Source organism: Paraburkholderia kururiensis (genome assembly GCF_034424375.1).
Taxonomy (GTDB): Bacteria; Pseudomonadota; Gammaproteobacteria; order Burkholderiales; family Burkholderiaceae; genus Paraburkholderia; species Paraburkholderia kururiensis_A.
This window is the reverse complement of the sequence record NZ_CP139965.1, coordinates 238845-261388: the sequence shown is the minus strand read 5'-3', so window position 1 is coordinate 261388 and position 22544 is coordinate 238845. Positions and strand designations below refer to the sequence as shown.

17 protein-coding genes are annotated in these 22544 nt (G+C 62.2%); 14 read left to right on the top strand and 3 right to left on the bottom strand.

What is annotated here, in order from left to right; genetic code table 11:
- Nucleotides 1-81: 81 nt before the first annotated feature.
- The 7 genes from U0042_RS01250 to U0042_RS01220 all read left to right on the top strand — a co-directional run bounded on the left by U0042_RS01250 (nucleotide 82) and on the right by U0042_RS01220 (nucleotide 8496).
- Nucleotides 82-963 carry a glycine betaine ABC transporter substrate-binding protein gene (locus U0042_RS01250; protein ID WP_114812416.1) on the top strand — a complete coding sequence of 294 codons (882 nt, stop codon included), beginning with the start codon at nucleotides 82-84 and terminating at the stop codon, nucleotides 961-963.
- A gap of 148 nt (nucleotides 964-1111) precedes the next feature.
- On the top strand, nucleotides 1112-2407 hold the full coding sequence (gene glyA / locus U0042_RS01245) for a serine hydroxymethyltransferase (RefSeq protein ID WP_114812414.1): 1296 nt from the start codon (nucleotides 1112-1114) through the stop codon (nucleotides 2405-2407).
- Nucleotides 2408-2469: 62 nt separating this feature from the next.
- Nucleotides 2470-3357: a dihydrodipicolinate synthase family protein gene (locus U0042_RS01240; RefSeq protein ID WP_114812412.1), complete on the top strand. Its 888-nt coding sequence runs from the start codon at nucleotides 2470-2472 to the stop codon at nucleotides 3355-3357.
- A 5-nt stretch (nucleotides 3358-3362) separates the two neighbouring features.
- Nucleotides 3363-4697, top strand: a complete 1335-nt coding sequence (locus U0042_RS01235; protein WP_114812410.1) for an NAD(P)/FAD-dependent oxidoreductase — start codon at nucleotides 3363-3365, stop codon at nucleotides 4695-4697.
- Nucleotides 4698-4714: 17 nt separating this feature from the next.
- Nucleotides 4715-6208 carry an aldehyde dehydrogenase gene (locus U0042_RS01230; protein ID WP_114812408.1) on the top strand — a complete coding sequence of 498 codons (1494 nt, stop codon included), beginning with the start codon at nucleotides 4715-4717 and terminating at the stop codon, nucleotides 6206-6208.
- 220 nt (nucleotides 6209-6428) lie between these two features.
- On the top strand, nucleotides 6429-7430 hold the full coding sequence (locus U0042_RS01225; protein WP_114812406.1) for a LysR substrate-binding domain-containing protein: 1002 nt from the start codon (nucleotides 6429-6431) through the stop codon (nucleotides 7428-7430).
- Nucleotides 7431-7461: 31 nt separating this feature from the next.
- Nucleotides 7462-8496: a GlxA family transcriptional regulator gene (locus tag U0042_RS01220; RefSeq protein ID WP_114812404.1), complete on the top strand. Its 1035-nt coding sequence runs from the start codon at nucleotides 7462-7464 to the stop codon at nucleotides 8494-8496.
- A gap of 155 nt (nucleotides 8497-8651) precedes the next feature.
- Here the strand turns inward: U0042_RS01220 and U0042_RS01215 are convergent, their stop codons facing one another.
- Nucleotides 8652-9242: a dimethylsulfoniopropionate lyase gene (locus U0042_RS01215; RefSeq protein ID WP_114812402.1), complete on the bottom strand. Its 591-nt coding sequence runs from the start codon at nucleotides 9240-9242 to the stop codon at nucleotides 8652-8654.
- A 132-nt stretch (nucleotides 9243-9374) separates the two neighbouring features.
- Entirely contained in the window at nucleotides 9375-10325 is a 951-nt protein-coding gene (locus U0042_RS01210) for a LysR family transcriptional regulator (RefSeq protein WP_114812399.1), read from the bottom strand.
- A 140-nt stretch (nucleotides 10326-10465) separates the two neighbouring features.
- Here U0042_RS01210 and U0042_RS01205 point away from each other — a divergent pair, with 140 nt between their 5' ends.
- From U0042_RS01205 to U0042_RS01185, 5 genes are all read left to right on the top strand, one after another.
- Nucleotides 10466-11896 carry a sulfatase-like hydrolase/transferase gene (locus tag U0042_RS01205; protein ID WP_114812397.1) on the top strand — a complete coding sequence of 477 codons (1431 nt, stop codon included), beginning with the start codon at nucleotides 10466-10468 and terminating at the stop codon, nucleotides 11894-11896.
- A 45-nt stretch (nucleotides 11897-11941) separates the two neighbouring features.
- The gene (locus U0042_RS01200; RefSeq protein ID WP_114812394.1) at nucleotides 11942-13243 is read left to right on the top strand and encodes an MFS transporter; all 1302 of its coding nucleotides are present in this window, start codon (nucleotides 11942-11944) and stop codon (nucleotides 13241-13243) included.
- A gap of 16 nt (nucleotides 13244-13259) precedes the next feature.
- Nucleotides 13260-14648: an FAD-binding oxidoreductase gene (locus U0042_RS01195; protein ID WP_114812392.1), complete on the top strand. Its 1389-nt coding sequence runs from the start codon at nucleotides 13260-13262 to the stop codon at nucleotides 14646-14648.
- Between the two features lie 497 nt (nucleotides 14649-15145).
- Nucleotides 15146-16501 (top strand): MFS transporter, encoded by a 1356-nt coding sequence (locus U0042_RS01190; RefSeq protein WP_114812390.1) that lies wholly within the window; start codon nucleotides 15146-15148, stop codon nucleotides 16499-16501.
- 279 nt (nucleotides 16502-16780) lie between these two features.
- On the top strand, nucleotides 16781-19831 hold the full coding sequence (locus U0042_RS01185; protein ID WP_114812388.1) for an FAD-binding and (Fe-S)-binding domain-containing protein: 3051 nt from the start codon (nucleotides 16781-16783) through the stop codon (nucleotides 19829-19831).
- A gap of 33 nt (nucleotides 19832-19864) precedes the next feature.
- Here U0042_RS01185 and U0042_RS01180 read toward each other — a convergent pair whose 3' ends face one another.
- Nucleotides 19865-20800, bottom strand: coding sequence for a LysR family transcriptional regulator (locus tag U0042_RS01180; RefSeq protein ID WP_114812386.1), 936 nt, complete (start codon nucleotides 20798-20800; stop codon nucleotides 19865-19867).
- Nucleotides 20801-20930: 130 nt separating this feature from the next.
- On the opposite strand from U0042_RS01180, the gene hpaH reads away from it, so the two are divergent.
- Nucleotides 20931-21734, top strand: coding sequence for a 2-oxo-hept-4-ene-1,7-dioate hydratase (gene hpaH, locus U0042_RS01175; RefSeq protein ID WP_114812384.1), 804 nt, complete (start codon nucleotides 20931-20933; stop codon nucleotides 21732-21734).
- Nucleotides 21734-22534 (top strand): 4-hydroxy-2-oxoheptanedioate aldolase, encoded by an 801-nt coding sequence (gene hpaI / locus U0042_RS01170; RefSeq protein WP_114812382.1) that lies wholly within the window; start codon nucleotides 21734-21736, stop codon nucleotides 22532-22534. The genes hpaH and hpaI overlap by 1 nt, the downstream gene beginning before the upstream one ends.
- The last annotated feature ends 10 nt before the right edge of the window (nucleotides 22535-22544 follow it).

Below are 22544 nucleotides of genomic sequence, written 5' to 3'. Positions count from 1 at the left end.
AGTCGAAGCGGGTGGGGACCAGATACGCTACATGGTGCATCCGTCAAACATATGGAAGTCTATTCAATAAGGAGTTCTAACATGAAACGCAGTTTCCTGAAGTCGTTTCTCGTGAAACTGGCGATATCGACGGTTGCAGCCACGAGTATGGGCAGTGTGCCGGCGATGGCCGCGGAGCCGGTCAAGATCGCGGTGACGAACTGGGCCGACGTGCTGGCGGTGGCCAACGTCGCGAAGTACGTGCTCGAAACGAATCTCAAGCAGCCGGTGCAATTCGTGCAGGCCGATATCGGCATTCAGTACCAGGGAGTCGCGCGGGGCGATCTCGACATCATGGTGGGCGGCTGGCTGCCGGTCACGCATGCGACTTACTACGCGCGCTACAAGAACGACATGGACGACGTCGGCATCATCTATACCGGCGGCCGGAACGGCTGGGCCGTTCCGGCCTATGTTCCCGAGTCCGATATTTCTTCGATTTCCGATCTGAACAAGCCCGACGTCAAGAGCAAGCTCAACGGAACCATCCAGGGTATCGAGCCGGGCGGCGGCTTGATGCAGGCGTCGGAAAAGACGATTCAGGCCTACAACCTTGCGGGCTACAACCTGCAGTCGTCGAGCGAGGCCGGCATGCTCGCCGGCGTGTCGCGTGCCTACCAGTCGAACCAGTGGATTGTGGCGACGGTGTGGAGCCCGCACTGGCTCTTCCAGAAGTGGAAGATGCGCTACCTCAAGGACCCGAAGGGCACGCTGGGCGGCGAAGAGCAGATTCATGCCTTCGCGTCGAAGCAGTTCGCCGGCAAGTTTCCCCGCGCCGACGTTTTCTTCAAGCATTTCAAGTTGACGCTGGCCGACGTCGAAGCGGTCGAATTCGACGGCAACAACACGAACGACTACGCGGGCGCGGCGAAGAAATTCGTCGATGCGCATCCGGACAAGCTGAAGGCGTGGTTACAGCAATAAGTAGCCGCAGCGCTCGTCGCGGGTCGGCACGTTGCCCTGATTCGCATGCGAGCGCCGGTATTGCGGCGGGCACAAGGACGCCCGCCATTCCAATGATTTTCGCAGTCCTGCGGAGCCCGCTTTACACGACTAATTCCGGGAGTGACAAGTGAACGAAAGCTCGCGTTTTTTCTCTGAAAAGCTTCAGAGCCGCGACCCGGTCATCGCATCGGAGATTGCTCTGGAGTTGCGTCGCCAGCAAACCCAGATTGAACTGATCGCTTCCGAGAACATCGTTTCGTCGGCAGTGATGGAAGCGCAAGGTACGGTATTAACCAACAAGTATGCGGAAGGTTATCCCGGCAAGCGCTATTACGGCGGCTGCGAACACGTCGACCGGATCGAGGCACTGGCCATCGACCGTGTGAAGGCGCTGTTCGAGGCCGGATACGCCAACGTGCAGCCGCATTCCGGCGCGCAGGCGAACGGCGCGGTCATGCTCGCGCTGGTCAAGCCCGGCGATACGGTCATGGGGATGTCGCTCGACGCGGGCGGGCACCTCACGCACGGTGCGCGCCCGGCGCTGTCCGGCAAGTGGTTCAACGCGGTCCAATACGGCGTGAGCCCGCAAACGTACCGCATCGACTACGACCATGTCCGAAGGCTCGCGCAGGAGCATCGGCCGAAACTGATCATCGCGGGCTACTCGGCTTATCCGCGTGAACTGGACTTTGCGGCCTTCCGCGATATTGCGGACAGCGTCGGGGCGATGCTGATGGTCGACATGGCGCACATCGCCGGCATTGTCGCGGCCGGCAAGCACGCGAATCCGGTCGCATTTGCGGACGTGGTGACGTCCACCACGCACAAGACGCTGCGCGGGCCACGCGGCGGCTTCATTCTCACCAACAACGGCGACATCGCCAAAAAGATTAACTCGGCCGTATTCCCCGGATTGCAGGGCGGTCCGCTGATGCATGTCATTGCGGGCAAGGCGGTGGCGTTCGGCGAAGCGCTGCGCCCGGAATTCACGGCCTATATCGAGCAGGTGCTGCGTAACGCTCAGGCGCTCGGCAACGTTCTGAAATCGGGTGGACTCAATCTCGTGACAAGCGGTACCGACAACCACCTGTTGCTCGTGGACCTTCGCACGAAGCGGCTCACGGGGACGCAGGCCGAGAAGGCGCTGGAGCGGGCGGGTATCACGTGCAACAAGAACGGTATTCCGTTCGACACCGAGAACCCGACGGTGACCTCCGGTATCCGGCTCGGTACGCCGGCGGGCACGACGCGCGGCTTCGGCTGTGCGCAGTTCGAGCAGATTGGCGAAATGATTCTGGACGTTCTGTCGGCGCTCGAACGCGAGCCCAACGGAGACGAACACGTGGAGCGCGCGGTGCGCGGCCGTGTGAGAGATCTGTGCAGCCAGTTCCCCATCTACTCCCATACCGAAGCGTTCGTCTGAGCGGCGACGCCTGGGAACGATGGTTTGGATCACTCATTGAAGGTTACTGAGAGGAAATTGAAATGAGCTTCGAGGGCGTACATACCCCGCTCGTGACACCGTTCAAGGCAGATGGCGAAATCGACCATGACCGGCTCGGCAAACATGCCGCTGATCTTGCGGGCCGGGTTTCCGGATTGGGCGTGGGAGGAACCACGGGCGAATACTACGCATTGAGTTTCGACGAACGGGTACGGACCTTCAACACCGTTGCCGGTGCAGCAGGCGGCAAGGCCTATTTGACCGCGGGCATCAACGCCACTACGACGAAGGACGTGATCCGCCTGGGCGAGGAGGCAAAACGCGCGGGCCTGAACGCATTGCTCGTTGCGGCTCCCTACTATGTCCAGCCGACCCAGCAAGAGTTGCTCAACCATCTGCTGAAGGTGGACGACGCGCTCGACATGCCGATCATGCTCTACAACTTCCCGGCCCGCACGGGAACGGAGATCAGCGACGGCGTGCTGGCGACGCTGCTGGAGCGGCCGAACTTCATTGCGATGAAGGAGAGCACGGGCGACGTTTCGCATCTGCATCACCTCGCCACGCACTTCAAGGACCGGCTGGTGCTCAGCTGCGGAATGGACGACCAGGCGCTGGAATTCTTCGCGTGGGGTGCGAAGAGCTGGGTCGGCGGGGCGTCGAATTTCCTGCCCGAAGCGCATACGGCGCTCTTCGATGCATGCGTCAGACAGGGCAACTTCGCGTTGGGCCGCAAGCTCATGACGCAATTGCTGCCCGTGCTCGAACTGCTCGAACGCAGCGGCAAATTCATTCAGTACGTTCGCTATGGCTGCGAGCTGGCCGGCAATCCGGTCGGCGTTGCCCGTGCGCCGCTCGGTGCGCTGTCCGCGGAGGAGCGCAGCGCGTTCGCAAAGCTCGTCAATCCGCTCCTGCATAACGCTCAGTAATTTTCATGGCCTCGAAACTGGAATTCGCGCGGTTTCCCGCGCCGGATGGCGTGAACGGCTGGTGGGAGAGTTTGCCGCCGGCAGCGCAGGCTGAGACGGTATCGTCCGCGTACGAATGCGACTGGGTCGTCATTGGCGGCGGCATTACGGGGCTCTGTGCCGCCCGCCGTCTGGCGGAACTGGCGCCGAACGCGTCGGTTGCGCTGGTGGAGGCGGATCGCATCGGGCGCACTACGGCGGGCCGCAATTCCGGTTTCTTCGTGGACTTGCCGCACGACATCAGCAGCGAAGGCTATTCGCGAAGCGTCGAAGCGGACAAGGCCGACGTGCGGCTGCAACGCCATGGCATCGACTATGTGCGCTCGGTCGTGCGCCAGCACAACATCGAATGCGACTGGCGGGACGACGGCAAATATCACGCGTCGGTGAACAGGCGGGGCCAGGCCGCGCTCGCTCATTTTGCCGAGGGGTTGAGCCGTATCGGCGAGCCCTTCGACTGGCTCGACAAGGCCGCGATCAAAGCTGTGACCGGCACGGACTTCTACCAGGGTGCACTGTTCACGCCGGGGTGCAGCACAGTCCAACCCGCGGCCTTGATGCGTGGTCTCGCGGCGACCTTGCCACCCAACACGAAGGTCTTCGAGATGAGCGCCGTGAAGGCGATCGAAGACTGCGGCAACACGAAAGTGCTGACGTTCGCCCATGGCACGATCACGGCAAAGCGCGTGGTGCTCTGTACCAACGCTTACGCAGCGACGTTCGGCGCGGGACATTCGAACGGCCTGCTGCCCGTTTACACGTTTGCGTCCATGACGCGCGTAATGAACCCGGACGAGGTCGGAAAGCTGGGCGGCGCACGCTCTTGGGCGCTGATCCCGGCCGACCCCATGGGTACCACCGTTCGTCGCCTGATCACCGACCGCATCTGCATACGCAATCACTTCGCGTTCCGGCCCGGTCTCGAAGTGTCCCCGGCCGATCTGGCCAAAGCGAAGAGCCTGCATCAACGTTCTTTCGACCGGCGTTTTCCGATGCTGAAGGACGTCGAGCTCGAATACACCTGGGGCGGGCCATTGTGTCTGTCGGCCAATAGCGGAGCGCTGTTCGGACGTCGCAACGACGGTGTCTTCGAGGCCGTGGGCTGCAATGGTCTGGGTCTGAGCAGGGGGTCGGCGGCGGGCAAGCTTATCGCCGAGTACGCCCTCGGGCAGTCCAGCGCGCTTATTCATCAGCTTCTGAACCAGCCGCATCCGCGTTTGCTGCCCGCGCGTCCCCTGGCGGACGTGGCGGTGTCCGCGGCGATCTGGGTCAAGGAATTCACGGCAGGCGTCGAGCTTTAATTTTCGAGGACAAGACAATGACGACTTATCAGGAATGGAAGCACAAGGCGGAAACGTTGCCGCTGGATGGCCGGGCGTTCATTGCCGGGCAACGGTGCGCCGCGCTTTCGAATGAAACGTTCAGAACGCTGAACCCTTCGACCGGCAAGGTACTGACCAACGTCGCGAAGTGCGATGCAAAAGACGTCGATCGCGCGGTCGTTGCGGCCAGAGCGGCATTCGAAAGCGGCGTCTGGTCGAACGCCACGCCCGCACAGAGAAAATCCGTGCTGCTTCGTCTGGCGCAACTGATCGAGGACAACGCCGAGGAACTGGCCCTGCTCGAAGCGCTCGAGGCCGGCAAGCCGATCAGCGAATGCCTGGGCCTGGACATTCCGGAGTCGGCGGCGTGTATTCGCTGGCACGCGGAAGCCACCGACAAACGGTACGACGCACTGTCGCCCTCCGGCCCGGGCGTGGTCAGCATGATCACCCGTGTGCCGATCGGCGTTGTCGGTGCGGTGTTGCCGTGGAATTTTCCGGCGCTCATGCTGGCCTGGAAGATTGGCCCGGCGCTTTCCGTCGGCAACAGCGTCATCGTGAAACCCGCCGAGCAGACATCGCTCTCGACGCTGCGCATTGCCGAGCTCGCCGCGCAAGCGGGTGTGCCGGCCGGGGTTCTCAGCGTCGTGACGGGCTTCGGCGAAGGGGCGGGGCAGGCTATCGGGTGTCACGCGGATATCGATCTAGTCGCCTTCACCGGTTCCACCGAAACCGGCAAGCGCTTCCTTCACTATTCGGCCGACACGAATCTCAAGCGTGTCGTACTCGAATGCGGGGGCAAGAATCCGCAGGTCATCCTGCCCGATGTCGCGAATCTCGATCCCGTTGCGGAGAATGCGGTTGCCGCCGCGTTCTGGAACATGGGCGAGAACTGCAGCGCGGGCTCGCGCATCCTCGTGCCTGCCAGCAGGAAAGCCGAATTGCTGGAGAAGGTTCAGGCGGTGCTGAAAGGCTGGAAGACCGGCGATCCGCTCGATCCCGAGGTGAAGCTGGGCTCGTTGATCGAACAGCAGCATTATGAAAAAGTGCTGCACCACATCGGGAAAGCGCAGGCGGAAGGGGCGCGTGTGGTGTGCGGTGGCAAGGCAACACTCACCGAAACGGGCGGATGGTTCGTCGAACCCACCATCTTCGATAACGTGACGCCCGAAATGAGCATCGCATGCGAAGAAGTGTTCGGTCCGGTAGCCTGTTTCATCGAATACAGCGACATCGATGACGCGGTCCGGATTGCCAACGACACGTGCTACGGACTCGCCGCATCGCTGTGGACGGACAACGTCAATCATGCGCACAAGGTTGCGGCGCGAATCCGGGCGGGTACGGTCACGGTGAACTGCTTCGGCGAAGGGGATCTGTCGACGCCGTTCGGCGGGTTCAAGCAATCGGGCTTCGGCGGCCGCGACAAATCGATCTACGCCCACGACCAGTATTGCGAACTGAAGACCACCTGGCTCAAGCTCGATTAACGGGCTCGACCAGGCCGGCGGGGCGAAGCGCGAAAGCCGCACGGCTCCCGGGATTCACCTCTCTTGCCAGCCGGCGGGATGGCCAGCAGACTCCCCGGTAGAAGTCATGCGCGATTCGGGGCGCGATCGGAGGCGCGGTTCCTGCATGGCCGCAGGATAATGCGGCTGTGCGCCCTCCACGCGCCCCGGATTCGCGCGTTTGCGCTTGAAAGGTGAACCCATGCAAAAGAAGCCATTATTTGCCGACAGGCTCCTCGCCCAGATGCCGTCGCTACGGGCGCTGAGATGCTTCGTCACCGCAGCGCGATACGAAAGCTTCACACAGGCGGCCGAAGTGCTGTGCGTGACTCAGGCCGCCATCAGCCGGCAGATCAAGGAACTCGAAGACTCGCTCGACGTGGCCCTGTTCGAACGCACTGGCCGACACATTGCGCTGACCGACGCCGGACGCATTCTCTACAACGCGTCGTACCTCTCGATCATGAACATCGCGGAAGCGGCCGAGGCGGTACGGCGCTCCGACAAGCACGCGTTGACCATTTGCGTGTCGCACACGTTCTCCGCGTTGTGGTTGTCGTTCAGACTGCCGTCGTTCCGCAGGCGGTTTCCGGATATTCGGCTGCACGTGATGGTCACCGAGCACTTCATGGAACTCGACGAGCTCATGGAGCCCGACATCATCGTTACGAAAAATCCGCCGCGCGAGGCGGAATACGAAGTGGAGCCGCTCTTCGACGACGTGGTCTACCCGGTCTGCAGTCCCTCGTTTCGCGAGCGACATTTCCACGGCCGGTCCTTGCAGCCGCTCGATCTGCTTGCGCATCCCACCTTGAATCTGTCGCTCCTCGGGCGAGCCCAGATCTGCGAGCATGTCGATTGGCGCGTGTGGAGAAACTGGTTTCAGCAAAGCGACGGCTCCGACCGGTTCGTTGACGACGAGCATCTAGAGAGCAATGACTACCGGTTGCTTGTCGCTCAGGCGGAGGCGGGCGAGGGCACGCTCCTCGGCTGGCATCACCTGGTGCATCGTCAGGTGGAGGAGGGGCGCCTCGTCCGGCCGGTTCAGGAGTCGCTGGTGTTTCACGACCGGCATCACTATCTGATTACGCACAAGAATGCGAAGTTACGGCCCGAGTATCTGCAGTTTCGGGAGTGGCTCCTGGAAGAAGTGGCCGTGATGATGCGCGGGTGGCACGGGGCTGAAGCCGAGATCGTGAAATAGCGGTTAACGGAATCGGAATTCAGACTGTCTCATGTGCACCCGTTCAATTGAATCCGCGGCCGACACCGGCGGAAAAATCCGCTTCGGCATCGTGTTGTTGCCGAACTTCACGCTGACCGCGTTTTCCGGATTCGTCGACCTTCTGAGACTGGCAAGCGATGAAGGCGACATGAGCCGCCCGGTGCGCTGTTCGTGGACTGTCGTGGGGCCATCGCTCGTCCCAGTTAGAGCCAGCTGCGGAATCCAGATTACGCCGTGGACCACCTACGAAGAGGGGGAGTCTTTCGACTATGTCGTGGTGGTGGGCGGCCTGCTGCATTCCGGACCGTCGGCCGGCGAGGCGACGCTGCAATTCATTCGCGCGGCCGCGCGTACTTCCGCGACGCTGGTCGGGATCTGCACCGGGGCATTCGCCTTGATGCGAGCTGGCGTGATGGACGGCTACCGGACCTGTGTGAGCTGGTTCCATTACTGGGACTTTCTCGAACGATTTCCGCGTGCCGAGGAGCGCAATCTTGTCGCCGACCGGCTCTTCGTTATCGACGGCCGGCGCATTACGTGTTCGGGCGGCCGAGCGTCGATCGACGTGGCGGCGGCCATCCTGCTGCGGCATGTCGAAGCCACCATCGTGCAGAAAGCGCTTCGTATCCTGCTCGTGGACGATGCGCAGAAGGGCAATGCGCCGCAACCCTATCCGCCGGGCCTCGAGCCCGCCACGCATCCCAAGGTGAGGCGCGCCATCCTCCTCATGGAGCAACACGTGGGAGGCCCACTCAGTCTCGCGGAACTGGCGCGGAGGCTGGACGTGTCCGCGCGCCAACTCGAGCGCCTCTTTCTCGCTGAAACGGGGAAGTCTCCCAATGCGTATGGCCGACAGATCCGGATACGGACAGCCGCATGGTTGCTGACGAGCTCGGACGGTACGGTCGCAGACATCGCGACGTCCTGCGGTTTTTCGGACGCCTCCCATCTGGGGCGCGAGTTCAGAAAAGAGTTTGGCGAATCGCCGCATGCGTACCGCGTCGCGAGAACGCAGAGCCGTACCGCGGCATCGGTGCAGGTCTAACGCAAGAAGCGTAGCAGCGTCGCCTCGCGGTTGATGCTTCGCAGGTCTGTCTCGCCGTTGAACTAACCACTCGGCAATTCCACGTTCTTGCGTCGATCCTGGTACCGGGCAGCCGGACGGTGGTGACGGGAAGGGCGCGGCATGCTGAGTCGCGGCTACGTCAGCAGGCTCCAGATGGCAAGGAACGGTGTATCGCCGGATCTCATCGCATGTACGTTATGCGGCGCATTGTGAATCCCTCCGCCGATTCCCGGATCGAACCATTCCCCGCCTTGCTGGCGAAATTCCCCGGGCGTGAGCAGTACATACGCCTCCTCCGGCGGATGGCTGTGGTCGGGGTAGCGGGTATTCGGCGCCATGAGCGAGAAACCGAGTTGAACGTCATAGCGGCTTTCGGCGCCACCCGGGCCGCAAATCATCCCGTGGACATGATCCTCGATGTAACGCGGGCTGCCGTGTGAACCGGAGGTGCGGCGCGACCATCCCAGTTGCGGTTCCAGGGCCTTTATGGCACGTGCGACAGGGCCCATTTCGGCGCTTTGCGCCGTCACCGTGGCGAGTGCAGCGTCGAGCCACTCGCATGCGGGGTATCGTGCGCCATGCCGGATCTCGTCGTCTGAAGGAGCGCGCAGTCGCTCGAAGACGCGTGCCGCGACATTTCGCCCGGCGCCTGGCAACGACGTAGAGCGGAAGAGGTGTTGAGCGATCTCGATAAACGTCGATATGTTGTCTGACCGAAGTGCCATGAGGGCTCTCCAAAAAGGTTCGTCCAGGATCACCTGGTAGCGTAGCGCCGATCTCGATGACCACCTTAACGCTCGATCTGCCTGTAGATGCTACGGCGTCGCGATGAGCATTTGCATTGCGGCCGCCAACACCTACGTGAGCAACAACGACGAGATCCGCTTTTCAGCGGTCTCGATACAACTTAGCGCAACGGGTAAGACAGGATTCGCAGACGTGTGGTTATAGAAGAGCTGCACCGTTTCCAGAAAGCAGGTTCCGCCTAACGGAAGGATGACAAGCTTTTCGCGATTCACCGCTTGCCGTGCGACTGCGACTGGCATCAGTGCAAGAAATGGATATGAGGCAATCATCGCTTCGTTCGCTTGCAAAGAGATGGATTGCACGCACCCATCGGGAAACTCGAGTTCGTGCTCATGCATCCACGTTTGCAGTGCAAGGAAGGTCGGTGCTTCGCGGGGCGGAAGTATCCAGGGCAGGCCGGCGAGATCGGCAGCGGCGACCGTGCGGCGCGCGGCGAGCGGATGCTCGCGCCCGCAAACCACGACGATCGGATCATCCAGAACGGCATGCGAGGCAAACGGCGCCGCTTCAGCACGCGGTGGTCCTGTGCGGCTCAGAACAAAGTCGAGTGCGCCCGCGGCAAGCATTGGAAACAGGCGGTCGCTGGTGGCCTCGTAGAAACTCACGTTGACATGCGGCGCGCGCTTCTTCAGTTCGCTCACAATTTCGGGGGCGAACACCGGCATCACCGTCGCGACCGCGCCGACGGAAATCTTGCCCGAGATGCCGCTCGTCATCGCATCGATCTCGAAGCGCGCCTGCTCGAGCTGATGAAACACTTCGCGGGCGCGCTTCATCAGCGTCTCGCCGACGGGCGTAAAGAACAGCCTGTTGCCGACGCGTGACAGCACCGGCACACCCAGGCCCGCTTCCAGCTCCGCTAGCTGCTTCGACACGGCGGGTTGTGTGACATTGAGCTTCTCGGCGACGAGCCGGATCTGCCCGAGACTGTCGAACATCGTGAGGAGGCGCAGGTGACTGAGTTTGAGCCCGGCCTGAAAAAAGCGCTCGATCGCATTCATTGGCGTGTTGGATTGAGGGTAAACGGATAACCAATGGTTATTCGCTTCGAAAAAAATGTCAATTGCACCTCATGCGCACCTGGACCAATATGGGTCGCAGGAGACGCTGCGATGGAAAACATGAGCCGTCCAGACACACGATGAAACCCACAAACGTCCTTTTCATCCTGTCCGACGAACATCAGCACAACCTGATGGGATGCGCCGGGCACCCTCTCATCAAGACCCCTGCGCTCGACGCGCTCGCGCGGCGCGGCACGCGTTTTCGCAATGCCTACACGCCGTCGCCGATCTGCGTGCCGGCGCGCGCGAGTCTTGCCACGGGCCGCTATGTTCATGACAACCGCTGCTGGGACAACGCCATCGCTTACGACGGCAGTTTTCCCGGCTGGGCGCAGCATCTGTCGGCGAGCGGCGTGCTGACAGAGTCGATCGGCAAACTGCACTACAAATCGGAAGTGTCGCCTGTCGGTTTCCGGAAGCAGCATCATGCCGTGCATATTCTCGACGGCATCGGCCAGGTGTGGGGCTCCGTGCGCAATCCGATGCCTGGGACGATGGGCCGCTCGCCGCTCTACGACAAGATCGGCGCGGGCACGTCCGACTACAACCGCTTCGACATGCGCGTTGCCGATACCGCGTGCAGCTGGCTTGGCGAACACGCCGATGACGCCGGGCCCTGGGTACTGTTCGTCGGCCTCGTTGCGCCGCATTTTCCGCTCGTCGTGCCGCAGGAATACCTCGATCTCTACGATCCGCGCGAAATCGACCTGCCGGCGCTGCATCCTTCGACAGGCTATGTGCGGCATCCGTGGGTCGAACGACAGGCGCGGCATATGGATCACGACGCCGCGATCGGCAGCGACGAGCGTCGGCGCCTCGCCGTTGCGTGCTATTACGCGCTCGTATCGTTTCTGGACGCGCAGGTCGGCAAGATACTCGCGGCGTTGCGCGAGAACGGCCTCGACGAATCGACGACGATCCTCTACAGCAGCGACCACGGTGACAATCTCGGCAAGCGCGGCATGTGGAATAAATGCCTGATGTACCGGGAATCGACGGGCGTGCCGATGATCGTCGCCGGTCCCGGCATTCCTGCGGCGAGAGTCAGCGAAACGCCTGTCTCGCTGGTGGATATCCAGAACACGCTGCTGGACCTTACGGGCTGTCATGCTGCGCCGATCGACGGTCCGGGCGAATCGTTGGCGCAACTCGCATGTGCGCCCGACGCGCCCGAGCGGGTCGCCTTCAGCGAATATCACGCGGTGGGGTCGGAAAGTGCCGCCTATATGCTCGCGGATAGCCGCTACAAGTATCACTATTACCTCGGCATGCGGCCGGAACTGTTCGATGTGAAGAACGACCCGGAAGAGCTACGCGATCTCGCGTCGTTACCCGAATACGCCGAAGTACTGGTGCATTTCGAAAGACAGCTTCGCGCGCTGGTCGACCCCGAAGCAGCAGATGCCGCCGCGAAAGCCGACCAGGACAGACTGGTGGAAGCATTCGGCGGGCGTGCCGCTGCGCTGAAAACCGGCACGCCCGCTGCGACACCCGTACCGGTCGAATAGTGCCGGTCGTAGACATACCGATAAAAATGACACGGAGACAACTCGATGGCCTCAGCAGACGTTGCGGCGGTTCCCCACCAGCCGGCGATCAGGCATAAGTGGAAGACGGTAATTTTCGCAAGCCTCGGCGGCTCGCTGGAGATTTACGACTTCATCATCTATGGCGTATTTGCGCGTGAAATCGCGCGGCAGTTCTTTCCCGCAACCGATCCGCTCGCATCGCTGATCAGCACGTTCGGCGTGTTCGCGATCGGCTACGTGTCGCGACCGTTGGGCGGCATCGTGCTGAGCAGTCTCGGCGACCGCTTCGGGCGCCGCGTAATCTTTCTTGTCTCCGTGCTGGCGATGTCGGCGGCGACGATCGGCATCGGGCTGATTCCGGGCTATGCATCGATCGGCGTGATGGCGCCGGTGCTGCTCGTGCTGCTGCGTCTCGCACAAGGCTTTTTCCTCGCGGGCGAGTTGCCCTGCTCGATCACGTACGTCGTCGAAGAGATTCCAGCGCGCGCAAGCCTCGTCAGCGGACTCGTAATCTTCTGCCTGAATTCCGGTGTGCTGACTGCGACGCTGATCAGTCTCGCGCTGCACTCGCTGCTCAATGCCGCGGATGTGCTGACGTACGGCTGGCGCATTGCGTTCATCTTCGGCGGCGTGATCGGACTGATCTCGTACTGGTTGCGTACGTCGCTCGAAGAGTCGAACGAGTATCAGCGTCTCAGAAGCCACAGGGTCAAGCGTCCGTTCAGGAAGGTGCTGACCGATTACCCGAAGCAGATCGCGATCGGTGTCGGGGTGGCAGGAATCGTGAATGCGTCGAACAGCCTGCTTTTCGTGGTGCTCCCGTCGTACCTCACGACGGTCCTGCACTACGCGCCCACGGCAGTCAGCGCCGGGCAGAACCTCGGCATCGCAACGATGTCCGTTTCGCTTCTTTTCTTCGCATGGCTCGGCGATTCGGTACCTTCGCGGTATTGGCATCGCACCGGATCGCTCGTGATGCTGCTCGGCAGCTATCCGTTCTACCGTCTGGTGGTTGCGCATGAGATCGATCCGTTGCTTGCTTTTACGGTGATCGGCATCGTCGGCGGCTTTGTAAACGGCGCGTACGCGTATCTGCTCGCCGATCTCTTCCCGACCAACGTGCGTTTTAGCGGCATTGCGCTGTCGCTCAATCTTGCAACCGTGATCTTTACCGGCGTGACGCCGCTGGTCGTCACGCAACTGCTGCATCACACGGGCGCGTTGACCGCGCCTGGCATCTTCCTCGCGGGCGTCGCGCTCATCGCGTTGATCGCGGGGAGCTTTGCCGGCCGCTTCGGCGGACAGATCGAACACGCGACGGCCTGAGTGGGAGCCCAGAAACATGCATGCACAGGATATGGACGCGCTTCACCTCGCGCTGGTCGAAACACTGGGGGAGGACTGCGTGTCGGTCGATACCTCCGTTGCCGATGCGCACGCAGGCGACTGGAGCGACGCGCCGCGTATGCGGCCGCGGATGACGTTGCTGCCGCGCACGCCAGAAGATGTCGCGCGCGCATTGCGCGTGCTGGCACAGCATCGGCAAGCCGTCGTCGTGCAGGGCGGCTTGACGGGTCTCGCGGGCGGCGCGACGCCGCAAGCGGGTGAGGTGGCCCTGTCGCTTGCGCGCGTCAATGCGATCGAATCGTTCGACAGAATAGGCGGCACGCTGACCGTGCAGGCCGGCCTGCCGCTCGAACAGTTGCAAACGTTCGTCGAAGAGGAAGGCTGGTTTTTTCCGCTCGATCTCGGTGCGCGCGGCACGTGCCAGATCGGCGGCAACGCGGCGACGAATGCGGGCGGCAATCGCGTGATCCGGTTCGGCACGATGCGCGACCTGATTCTCGGACTCGAAGTCGCGCTACCTGACGGCACCGTGCTGTCGATGATGAACCGTGTCACGAAGAACACGACAGGCGTCGATCTCAAGCAGCTCTTTATCGGGTCCGAAGGCACGCTGGGCGTCATTACGCGTCTCGTGCTCAAGCTGGAACCCATGCCTTCGGCGGCGAATACGGCGCTATGCGCGGTCGCATCGTTCGACGATGCAGCGCGGCTTCTCAAGTCCCTGCGCGCGCGCCTCGCAAGTCTTTCTTCGTTCGAACTGATGTGGCAGGACTTCATGAGTGCGGCGATGGATATCGCCCATTTGAAGGCGCCGTTCGGCGACGCGTATCCCGTGTATGTACTCGTCGAAACACTGGGCGAAGCCGACGACGACCGGCTTGCGCTCGAACGGTCGCTCGAACAGATGCTCGAGGAAGGCATCGTTCAGGACGTGATCATTGCGCAAACCATCGAACACGCGAAGCAGTTATGGGCATACCGTGAGGCGGTTGGCGAATTGCTGTCGAAGCTCAAGCCTCACGCGGCGTTCGACATCGGCATACCGATGGAGAGGATGGAGCGCTTCGTGGAAGCGGTGCGAACCTCCCTCGCCGCCCGCTTCCCGCAGCAGACGCATCTGTTCTTCGGTCATCTCGGCGACGGAAACCTGCATGTGCTTTCGGGTCCGTATGCGGCCGCTTCAGACTTGCTGGAAGTCGAAGAGCGGGTCTATGCGACCGTGAAGGAAGCGCAGGGTTGCATTTCCGCCGAACATGGTATCGGCGTGATCAAGGCGCCTTTCCTGCATTACAGCCGCTCAGAGCCAGAAATCGAATTGATGAGGAAACTCAAGACGCTGCTGGACCCCACGGGGATTCTGAATGCGGGCCGTGTGACGAAGTAAGGTCACGCCTGTATACGGCGGCTGTGACGCACGGAAATTTCAACGTCTCTTTTGGTCCGCGTTACTGCTCTACATTGCCTTCGAGTTGGAACACCTGCTACGGTCCGATGCCGGTCGACGGCATCGGACCGTAGCAGGTTGAATCCGCAGTCATTGCCTGCCATTCGCGCGGAGTACTGCACGACAAGGCCACGCCCGGAAACTGGCCGGGTTTCGCGGCGCCGTGCGGAATGACGGCCATGCCCGGTTTATATCGGCGCAGGGAGCACGGCTGCTGTGCGTGGTGTGGCGCGGCTCTACGGCTTCGACGCCTAAGCGTGCCGAAGCTCGGGGGAGCCTCGCACGTATAACGACGGCAGCCGTAAACGTTTCGAAATTTCGGCATCCTAGGCAGGCCGATTAACAAGTTTGGCTTTACAACCACACAGAAAAGATCGTTTGTGGCCGCAATGCTCCGAAGTCAAACTGCATGAACATAAAAAACCTGGAGACATGCCATGACACCCGTCGATCCCCCGTCGGTACCGCTTACGCAGCTAGATGACGAAGAGGTCACCTACGCGCGTGTAACACGACGCATACTTCCCTTTCTGTGTCTATGCTTCGTCATCGCGTTCCTGGATCGCATCAACATCAGCTTTGCGAAGCTTCAGATGGTCTCGGAACTGGGCTGGAGCGAGCAGATATACGGCCTCGGCGCCGGCATGTTCTTCGTCGCGTATTTCATTTGCGAAATTCCCAGCAACCTCATCATGCTGCGCGTCGGCGCGCGCCGATGGATCGCGCGCATCATGGTGACCTGGGCGTTGCTGACCGCCGCGATGAGCGTGGTGCACTCGCCGACGTCGTTCTATGTCATTCGGTTTTTGATCGGCGCCGCCGAAGCCGGCTTCTTTCCGGGCGTCATCCTTTACCTCACGTACTGGTATCCGGCCAAACGGCGTAGCCACATCATTGCGCTCTTCATGACGGCCATTCCGATCGCCGGCGTGCTCGGCGGACTTGTGTCCGGCTGGATCCTCAGCTCGCTCGATCGCTATCACGGTCTGTCTGGATGGCAATGGCTCTTTATCGTCGAATCGATTCCGTCGCTTCTGGTCGGTATTGCAGCGCTGTTATATCTGGACGACGGGATCGAATCGGCGAAATGGTTGACGCCCACGCAGAAGGCGTTGCTGCGCTCGCAGCTGGCACAAGACAATGCCGGGAAAAGTAAGCACTCGATCGGTGCTGCGCTCACGAGCGGCCGAGTCTGGTTGCTGGCACTGGTCTATTTCGGCAGTTCGATGGGGCAGTACGGTTTCGGTTTCTGGCTCCCGACGATCATTCGACAAACCGGCGTTGCGTCTCCGGTGCAGATCAGTCTGCTCTCAGCCATTCCTTATGCTTTCGGCGTGGTAGCGATGTTGTGGGTGGGACGAAGCGCCGACAGGCGGCGCGAGCATCGTTTCCACTTCGCCGTTCCGGCGGCGTTGGGCGCGCTGGGTCTGGTTGGCTGTGGACTCTACGCCGGTAATACGGTCCTCGCGCTGACCGCGCTTACTATCGCGTGTATGGGACTGTCATGTCTCGCGCCCGTTTTTTGGGCCATTCCTACCGCTATGCTCGATGGTGCTGCCGCCGCGGCGGGCATTGCCTTGATCAACTGCCTGGGTAATCTGGCCGGCTTCGTCAGTCCTTCCATGATGGGCTGGATGAAAGATCACACGGGGAGCACCAATCCGGGGATGGCCGTGATCGCAGCATGGCTGTTGCTCGCGGCGGCAATTGTCATTGTCGTGTGCAGGCGAGTCAAAGCTATGGATTCGGGCACCAGTGAAGGAAACAGGCCCGGTGTTTTGACCTCGACCTGAAGTGCCTGGCTCCAACACAGTTGGAGCCCTATCTACAGCCCTCTCTGCGTCTCTCATTTGGCCCAAAGAAGACCGCGCAGATTCGCGGTAGTTCGCCACGGTAGTTCGCCAGTAACCGCTGGCGACTCGTCACGTTGGTTTCGCGCATTCGACGCATCGCTCACTTCGTCACCGGGGCAAGCGGGAGGGAGCGTCGCGGCTGACGCCTCGGCGACGGCAACCTTGACACATCAACTTTCGCAACGATAGAAGCAGCAACGATCGAAAGGCATGACAAAGATGGCGATTGCACGAGTGCAGGTCGAGGAGACCTCAAATCCGGGCACGACACGCTTCCTGCGTGATCTGAAAGCGTGCGGATTCACGGGCGACATCGACGCCAGTCATGCGACGCGCACCGTGCTGGCTACGGACAACTCGATCTATCGTCGCTATCCGGCAGCAGTCGTCTTTCCGCGCGACGCGGAAGATGTCATGCGTATCGCGAAGCTGCTGAGCGACGAACGGTTTCACGGCGTCGCGGTAGCGCCCCGCGGCGGCGGGACGGGAACCAACGGGCAGTCGCTGACCGAAGGCATCGTCGTGGACATGTCGAAGCACATGAACCGCGTCATATCGATCGATCCGGAAGCCCGCACGGCGCGGGTGCAGGCGGGAGTGGTCAAGGACCAGCTCAATCGTGAACTCGAACGACACGGGCTCTTTTTCGCCCCCGAACTGTCGACCTCGAATCGCGCCACCATCGGCGGCATGATCAACACGGACGCGAGCGGACAGGGCAGTTGCACATACGGCAAGACGCGCGATCACGTGCTCGAACTCGATACCGTGCTGCTCGGCGGGGAGCGGCTGACGAGCGTGCCGGTCGACGATGAAACGCTCGATGCGCTGTGCGCGCGCAACGATGCGGTCGGGCGCGTGTATCGCACGGCGCGAGGCATTCACGATCGCGAAGCCGGGCGCATCGCCCGGCACTTCCCGAAGCTGAATCGCTGCCTCACGGGCTACGACCTTGCGCATTTGCGTACGGACCAGGGCGCCTTCGACCTGAACAGCCTGCTCTGCGGCTCGGAAGGCACGCTCGGCTTCGTAGTCGAAGCGACGCTGAACGTATTGCCGATTCCGAAGCACGCGTGTCTCGTCAACGTTCGCTATATCAGCTTCATGGATGCGCTTCGTGACGCGCGCGCGCTGATGACGCACGAGCCGCTCTCGATCGAAACGGTCGACTCCACGGTGCTGCGACTGGCGCGTGAAGATATCGTGTGGCGCAGCGTCGAAGCATTCTTTCCGGACGACGTCGATGTCGAAGGCGGCGCGCAAGGCATCAATCTGATCGAGTTCAGCGGGGACGATGACGCGACACTGCGCGCGCGCGTCGCTGCCTTCATTGATCATCTGGCGGCCGATACGAGCGTTCGAAGGCTCGGCTACACCGTTGCCGAGGGCAAGCAAGATATTCACCGCGTCTATGCCATGCGTAAGCGCGCGGTCGGGCTGCTTGGGAATGTGCAGGGCGAGAGTCGCCCCCAACCGTTTGTCGAAGACACGGCCGTACCTCCCGAACATCTGGCCGATTACATCGCCGAATTTCGCGCGCTGCTGGACGGGTTCGGGCTGCGCTACGGCATGTTTGGACACGTCGACGCGGGCGTGCTGCATGTCCGGCCCGCGCTCGACATGCGCGATCCGAAACAGGCTGCCCTGATCCGGCCCATCTCGGATGGCGTGACGGCGCTCACGATCAAGTACGGCGGGTTGCTGTGGGGCGAGCATGGGAAGGGCATCCGTTCCGAATACGTACCCGAATACTTCGGACCGCTCTATCCGGCTTTGCAGCAGATCAAGGCCGCATTCGATCCGCACAACCAGATGAACCCGGGAAAGATCGCAACGCCCGCCAATACGGCAGCAACGCTCCTGAAGATCGACCGTACACCCCTGCGGGGCGAGGTTGACCGTCGTATCGACGAACGCGTGTGGCAGGCCAACGCCGATGCCGTGCACTGCAACGGCAATGGTGCCTGCTACAACTTCGACCCGGACGATGCCATGTGTCCGTCGTGGAAGGCGACGCGGCAGCGCGTGCATTCGCCCAAGGGTCGCGCGTCGCTGATGCGCGAATGGCTGCGGCTGCAAGGGGACGCGAACGTGGATCTCGGCGCCGCAGCCACGAATGCGGCGTTGCCGGTACGCCTTGTCAACACGCTGCAGAAACGGCGCGGCGACGACGATTTTTCACATCAGGTCTACGAAGCAATGGCGGGGTGTCTGTCGTGCAAGTCGTGCACGGGGCAGTGTCCGGTCAAGGTCAGCGTGCCGGAATTTCGTTCGCGCTTTCTCGCGATGTATCACACACGCTATCTTCGGCCGCTGCGCGATCATCTCATCGGGTCGCTCGAATTCACCGTACCTGGGCTGGTCGCCGTTCCGGGCGCACGGCGCGCCTATAACTGGATCTTGAACACCCGGCCGGTGCGGGCAATGCTGGAAGACAAGATCGGGCTCGTGGACTGCCCTCGGCTCAGCCTCGCATCGTGGAAGCAGGCGGTGCGCAGGGCGGGCGCCGAGGAGGCCACCCCGGAGCGGATCGCGGCGCTGACGCAGGCAGAGCGCGACAACAGCGTCATCGTGGTGCAGGATGCCTTCACCCGTTACTTCGAAACGCCGGTCGCCGCGGCCTTCCTCGAGCTGGCGGCGCGCCTCGGCTATCGCGTGCTGATCGCACCGTATAGCCCCAACGGCAAGCCGCTGCACGTCCAGGGTTTTCTCGCAGCATTCGGACGGGCCGCACGGCGCAACGCCGAACGGCTTTGCGCCCTGGCAGCAACAGGTATTCCCCTCGTCGGCATCGATCCCGCGATGACACTCGTCTATCGGCAGGAATACAGAAAGGTCGATGGCTTGAAGTCCATGCCGGAGGTATTGCTTCCGCAGGAATGGTTACGCGACGCGATGAGCCGGCGCGCATCGTCGGGCCATGCCGTGCACGCGTTCCGTCTACTGCCGCACTGCACGGAGCGCACCAACGCACCGAAGGCGACCGCGTCGTGGACGGAGGTGTTCGAGGCAGCGGGAGCAATACTGACGATGCCGGCCAGCGGTTGTTGCGGCATGTCGGGCACCTACGGACACGAGGCGCGCAACCGCGAGATGTCGGCGGCGATCTTCCACCAGTCCTGGTCGCGGCACGTGAGCGGCGCGCCCGCGCCGTTGGTAACCGAAGCCGAACTGCTTGCGACCGGCTATTCCTGTCGCTGTCAGGTCAAACGTCTTGCGGGACGTCAACTGCGGCATCCGGTTCAGGCCTTGCTCGACATCGTTCGCTGAACCCGCCGGGCGAGATCCGGGCGCGATATCGTTTTATCTGGTGCGCGGGGCGTGGCCGAACTGTCTCGACCACGCTTCCATCCACGGCCCGAGAAACGTCGCAAACCCTTCTACCGCCGGCGAAGCCGCACGCACGGAAGAGCGGTAGAGACAGACCTTTCTCTGCACTTCCGGATCCACCACGCGCTTCATCACGATATCGAAAGCCGACGCGAGCACGCCGACATAGGCCGGTGCAAGCGTCGCGGCCAGCCCTTGCGCGGCGATGCCAAGCGCGGTCGAAATATTGTCGACCACGTCGATGGGCGTTACGCGTTCGCCTTCCGGCGTGCTGAGCCGCATCTGACTAACGCTGTGCTCGTGATCACGCCCGGCGGCGACGAGCGGCGTCGTCATCAGGTCGCGCCAGCGCAGCACCTTCCGGCGCGCCAGCGCGTGATCTTTCGCACACCACAGCACCCATAAACTGTCGAACAGCGCCTCGCGCACGACGCTGGTATCGATGATGCGATCCGGCCCGATCGCGAGATCCACGTCGCCGACCGACACGGCCGATACCAGCGCGTCGACCGGCAAGTCCCGCACTCTCACGACGACTTTCGGACGCTTGTCCCGATACTCGCGGATGGCCGCAGGCAACGCCGTGCTGGCCAGCACCAGCGGCGCGCCGATCCGCACCACGCCCGCGGCGCGATTGCGCACGTCGTCCGCCGCGCTTTCCGCTTCCCTCACATGTCGCAGGATGGTTTCCGCCGATGCCAGAAAGTCTCTGCCGGCTGTGGACAGATTGACCTGCCGCGTCGTACGGTCGAACAGACGAAACGACAGGATATTTTCGAGTTCTGCGATGAGCTGGCTGACTGCCTGCGGCGTCATGCCCAGACGCTGCGCGGCGCCCGCGAAGCTATGAAGCTCGGCGACGCAGACGAAGGTCTCGATCTGGCGGAAGGTGAATTTGGTCAGCGACATGGCCGCATTATCAAGCGCGGCTTGATGAAAGTCGAGGATTCATTGTTTGTCTGCGGGCGGCTCGCGACCCACACTTCAGTCTCAAGAAAACGACGACGCCAGCATCATCTGGTGCGGCCAGGAGACGACATTGCTGGACTCAGACATCCATCGCGAGCTGGCTCGCGAACTCGACGAGGCGCAACGTACCCGCAAGCAGTTGCGCCATTTCACCCGGCGCTATCCGGACATGTCTATCGACGACAGTTACGGAATTCAACGTGAGTGGATTGCGCTGCAGAAGGCGCAGGGGCGCACGGTGATCGGGCACAAGATCGGCCTCACGTCGCGCGCGATGCAACTCGCCTCGCAGATCACCGAACCCGACTACGGTACGTTGCTCGATCACATGCTGCTGCGTGACGGCAGCGAGGTCGATATCGGTCGCTTCATCGTGCCTCGTTTCGAGGTGGAATTCGCGTTCGTGTTGGGCCGCGACCTGAAAGGGCCGAACGTCTCGCTGTTCGACGTGCTGAACGCGACCGACTACGTGGTGCCCGCGCTCGAACTCATCGACGCACGCATCGAGCAGCTCGATCGCGATACGCGTGCTCCGCGTCAGGTACGCGACACCATCGCCGACAACGCGGCGAACGCGGGCATCGTCATAGGCGGCAGGCCGTGCAAGCCGAACGACGTCGACTGGCGCTGGGCAGGCGCATTGCTCTTCAAGAACGGCGTGATCGAAGAAAGCGGTCTCGGCGCGGCCGTGCTCGGGCATCCGGGCAACGGCGTCGCCTGGCTCGCCAACAAGCTCGCACCCCACGGCGAAATGCTGTCGGCGGGCGAGATCGTGCTCGGCGGTTCGTTCACGCGGCCGGTGGCCTGCGCAGCCGGCGACACCTTCCACGCGGACTATGGCCCGCTGGGATCCATCTCGGTCAGGTTCGTGTGATGAATCGAACCGCCAACACGTTTAAGGCAGCGCTGCGCGGCAAGCGCGTTCAGTTCGGCTTGTGGCTCGGCCTCGCCGACCCCTATGCGGCCGAGCTCTGCGCGACAGCGGGCTTCGACTGGCTGCTCATCGACGGAGAGCACGGCCCTAATGATCTGCGCACCATGCTCGGCAGCCTGCAGGCAATCGCAGCTTATCCGTCGCATCCGGTCGTGCGCATCCCGGAGGGCGATACGTCGCTGATCAAGCAGGTGCTCGAAATCGGCGCGACGACCTTGCTCGTGCCGATGGTCGAAACCGCCGAACAGGCTCGCGAGCTGGTGCGTGCAATGCGATATCCGCCCGCCGGCATACGAGGCGTGGGTAGCGGACTCGCACGTTCGTCGCGCTGGGGCCGCGAACGCGATTACCTTCACACGGCAAACGAACAGATGTGCCTGCTGGTGCAGGTGGAAACCGAACGCGGCCTCGCGAACATCGACGAGATCGCTCAGGTGGACGGCGTCGACGGCGTGTTCATCGGACCCGCGGATCTCGCGGCTTCGCTCGGACATCTCGGCAACGCGGGTCATCCTGACGTCCGGAAAGCGATCGCGTATGCGTTCGAGCGCATCGCCGCTGCACAGAAGGCATCGGGCATCCTGGCGACCGAAGAGTCGCTCGCCGACTCATACGTGTCGATGGGCGCGCGCTTCGTCGCGGTTGGCGTGGACGCAACGATGCTCGCAAAAGCCGCCCGCGCCCTGATTGCGCGCTTCAAACCCGACGACGAGCCTGCGTCGGAGCACGCGGGATATTGAATTCACCGAA

Excerpts from the sequence above, each read along its gene's own strand:
- U0042_RS01250 (WP_114812416.1), top strand. The coding sequence starts at position 82 with ATGAAACGCAGTTTCCTGAAGTCGTTTCTCGTGAAACTGGCGATATCG.
- U0042_RS01240 (WP_114812412.1), top strand. The coding sequence starts at position 2,470 with ATGAGCTTCGAGGGCGTACATACCCCGCTCGTGACACCGTTCAAGGCA.
- U0042_RS01235 (WP_114812410.1), top strand. The coding sequence starts at position 3,363 with ATGGCCTCGAAACTGGAATTCGCGCGGTTTCCCGCGCCGGATGGCGTG.
- U0042_RS01230 (WP_114812408.1), top strand. The coding sequence starts at position 4,715 with ATGACGACTTATCAGGAATGGAAGCACAAGGCGGAAACGTTGCCGCTG.
- U0042_RS01225 (WP_114812406.1), top strand. The coding sequence starts at position 6,429 with ATGCAAAAGAAGCCATTATTTGCCGACAGGCTCCTCGCCCAGATGCCG.
- U0042_RS01220 (WP_114812404.1), top strand. The coding sequence starts at position 7,462 with ATGTGCACCCGTTCAATTGAATCCGCGGCCGACACCGGCGGAAAAATC.
- U0042_RS01215 (WP_114812402.1), bottom strand. The coding sequence starts at position 9,242 with ATGGCACTTCGGTCAGACAACATATCGACGTTTATCGAGATCGCTCAA.
- U0042_RS01210 (WP_114812399.1), bottom strand. The coding sequence starts at position 10,325 with ATGAATGCGATCGAGCGCTTTTTTCAGGCCGGGCTCAAACTCAGTCAC.
- U0042_RS01205 (WP_114812397.1), top strand. The coding sequence starts at position 10,466 with ATGAAACCCACAAACGTCCTTTTCATCCTGTCCGACGAACATCAGCAC.
- U0042_RS01200 (WP_114812394.1), top strand. The coding sequence starts at position 11,942 with ATGGCCTCAGCAGACGTTGCGGCGGTTCCCCACCAGCCGGCGATCAGG.
- U0042_RS01195 (WP_114812392.1), top strand. The coding sequence starts at position 13,260 with ATGCATGCACAGGATATGGACGCGCTTCACCTCGCGCTGGTCGAAACA.
- U0042_RS01190 (WP_114812390.1), top strand. The coding sequence starts at position 15,146 with ATGACACCCGTCGATCCCCCGTCGGTACCGCTTACGCAGCTAGATGAC.
- U0042_RS01185 (WP_114812388.1), top strand. The coding sequence starts at position 16,781 with ATGGCGATTGCACGAGTGCAGGTCGAGGAGACCTCAAATCCGGGCACG.
- U0042_RS01180 (WP_114812386.1), bottom strand. The coding sequence starts at position 20,800 with ATGTCGCTGACCAAATTCACCTTCCGCCAGATCGAGACCTTCGTCTGC.
- hpaI (WP_114812382.1), top strand. The coding sequence starts at position 21,734 with ATGAATCGAACCGCCAACACGTTTAAGGCAGCGCTGCGCGGCAAGCGC.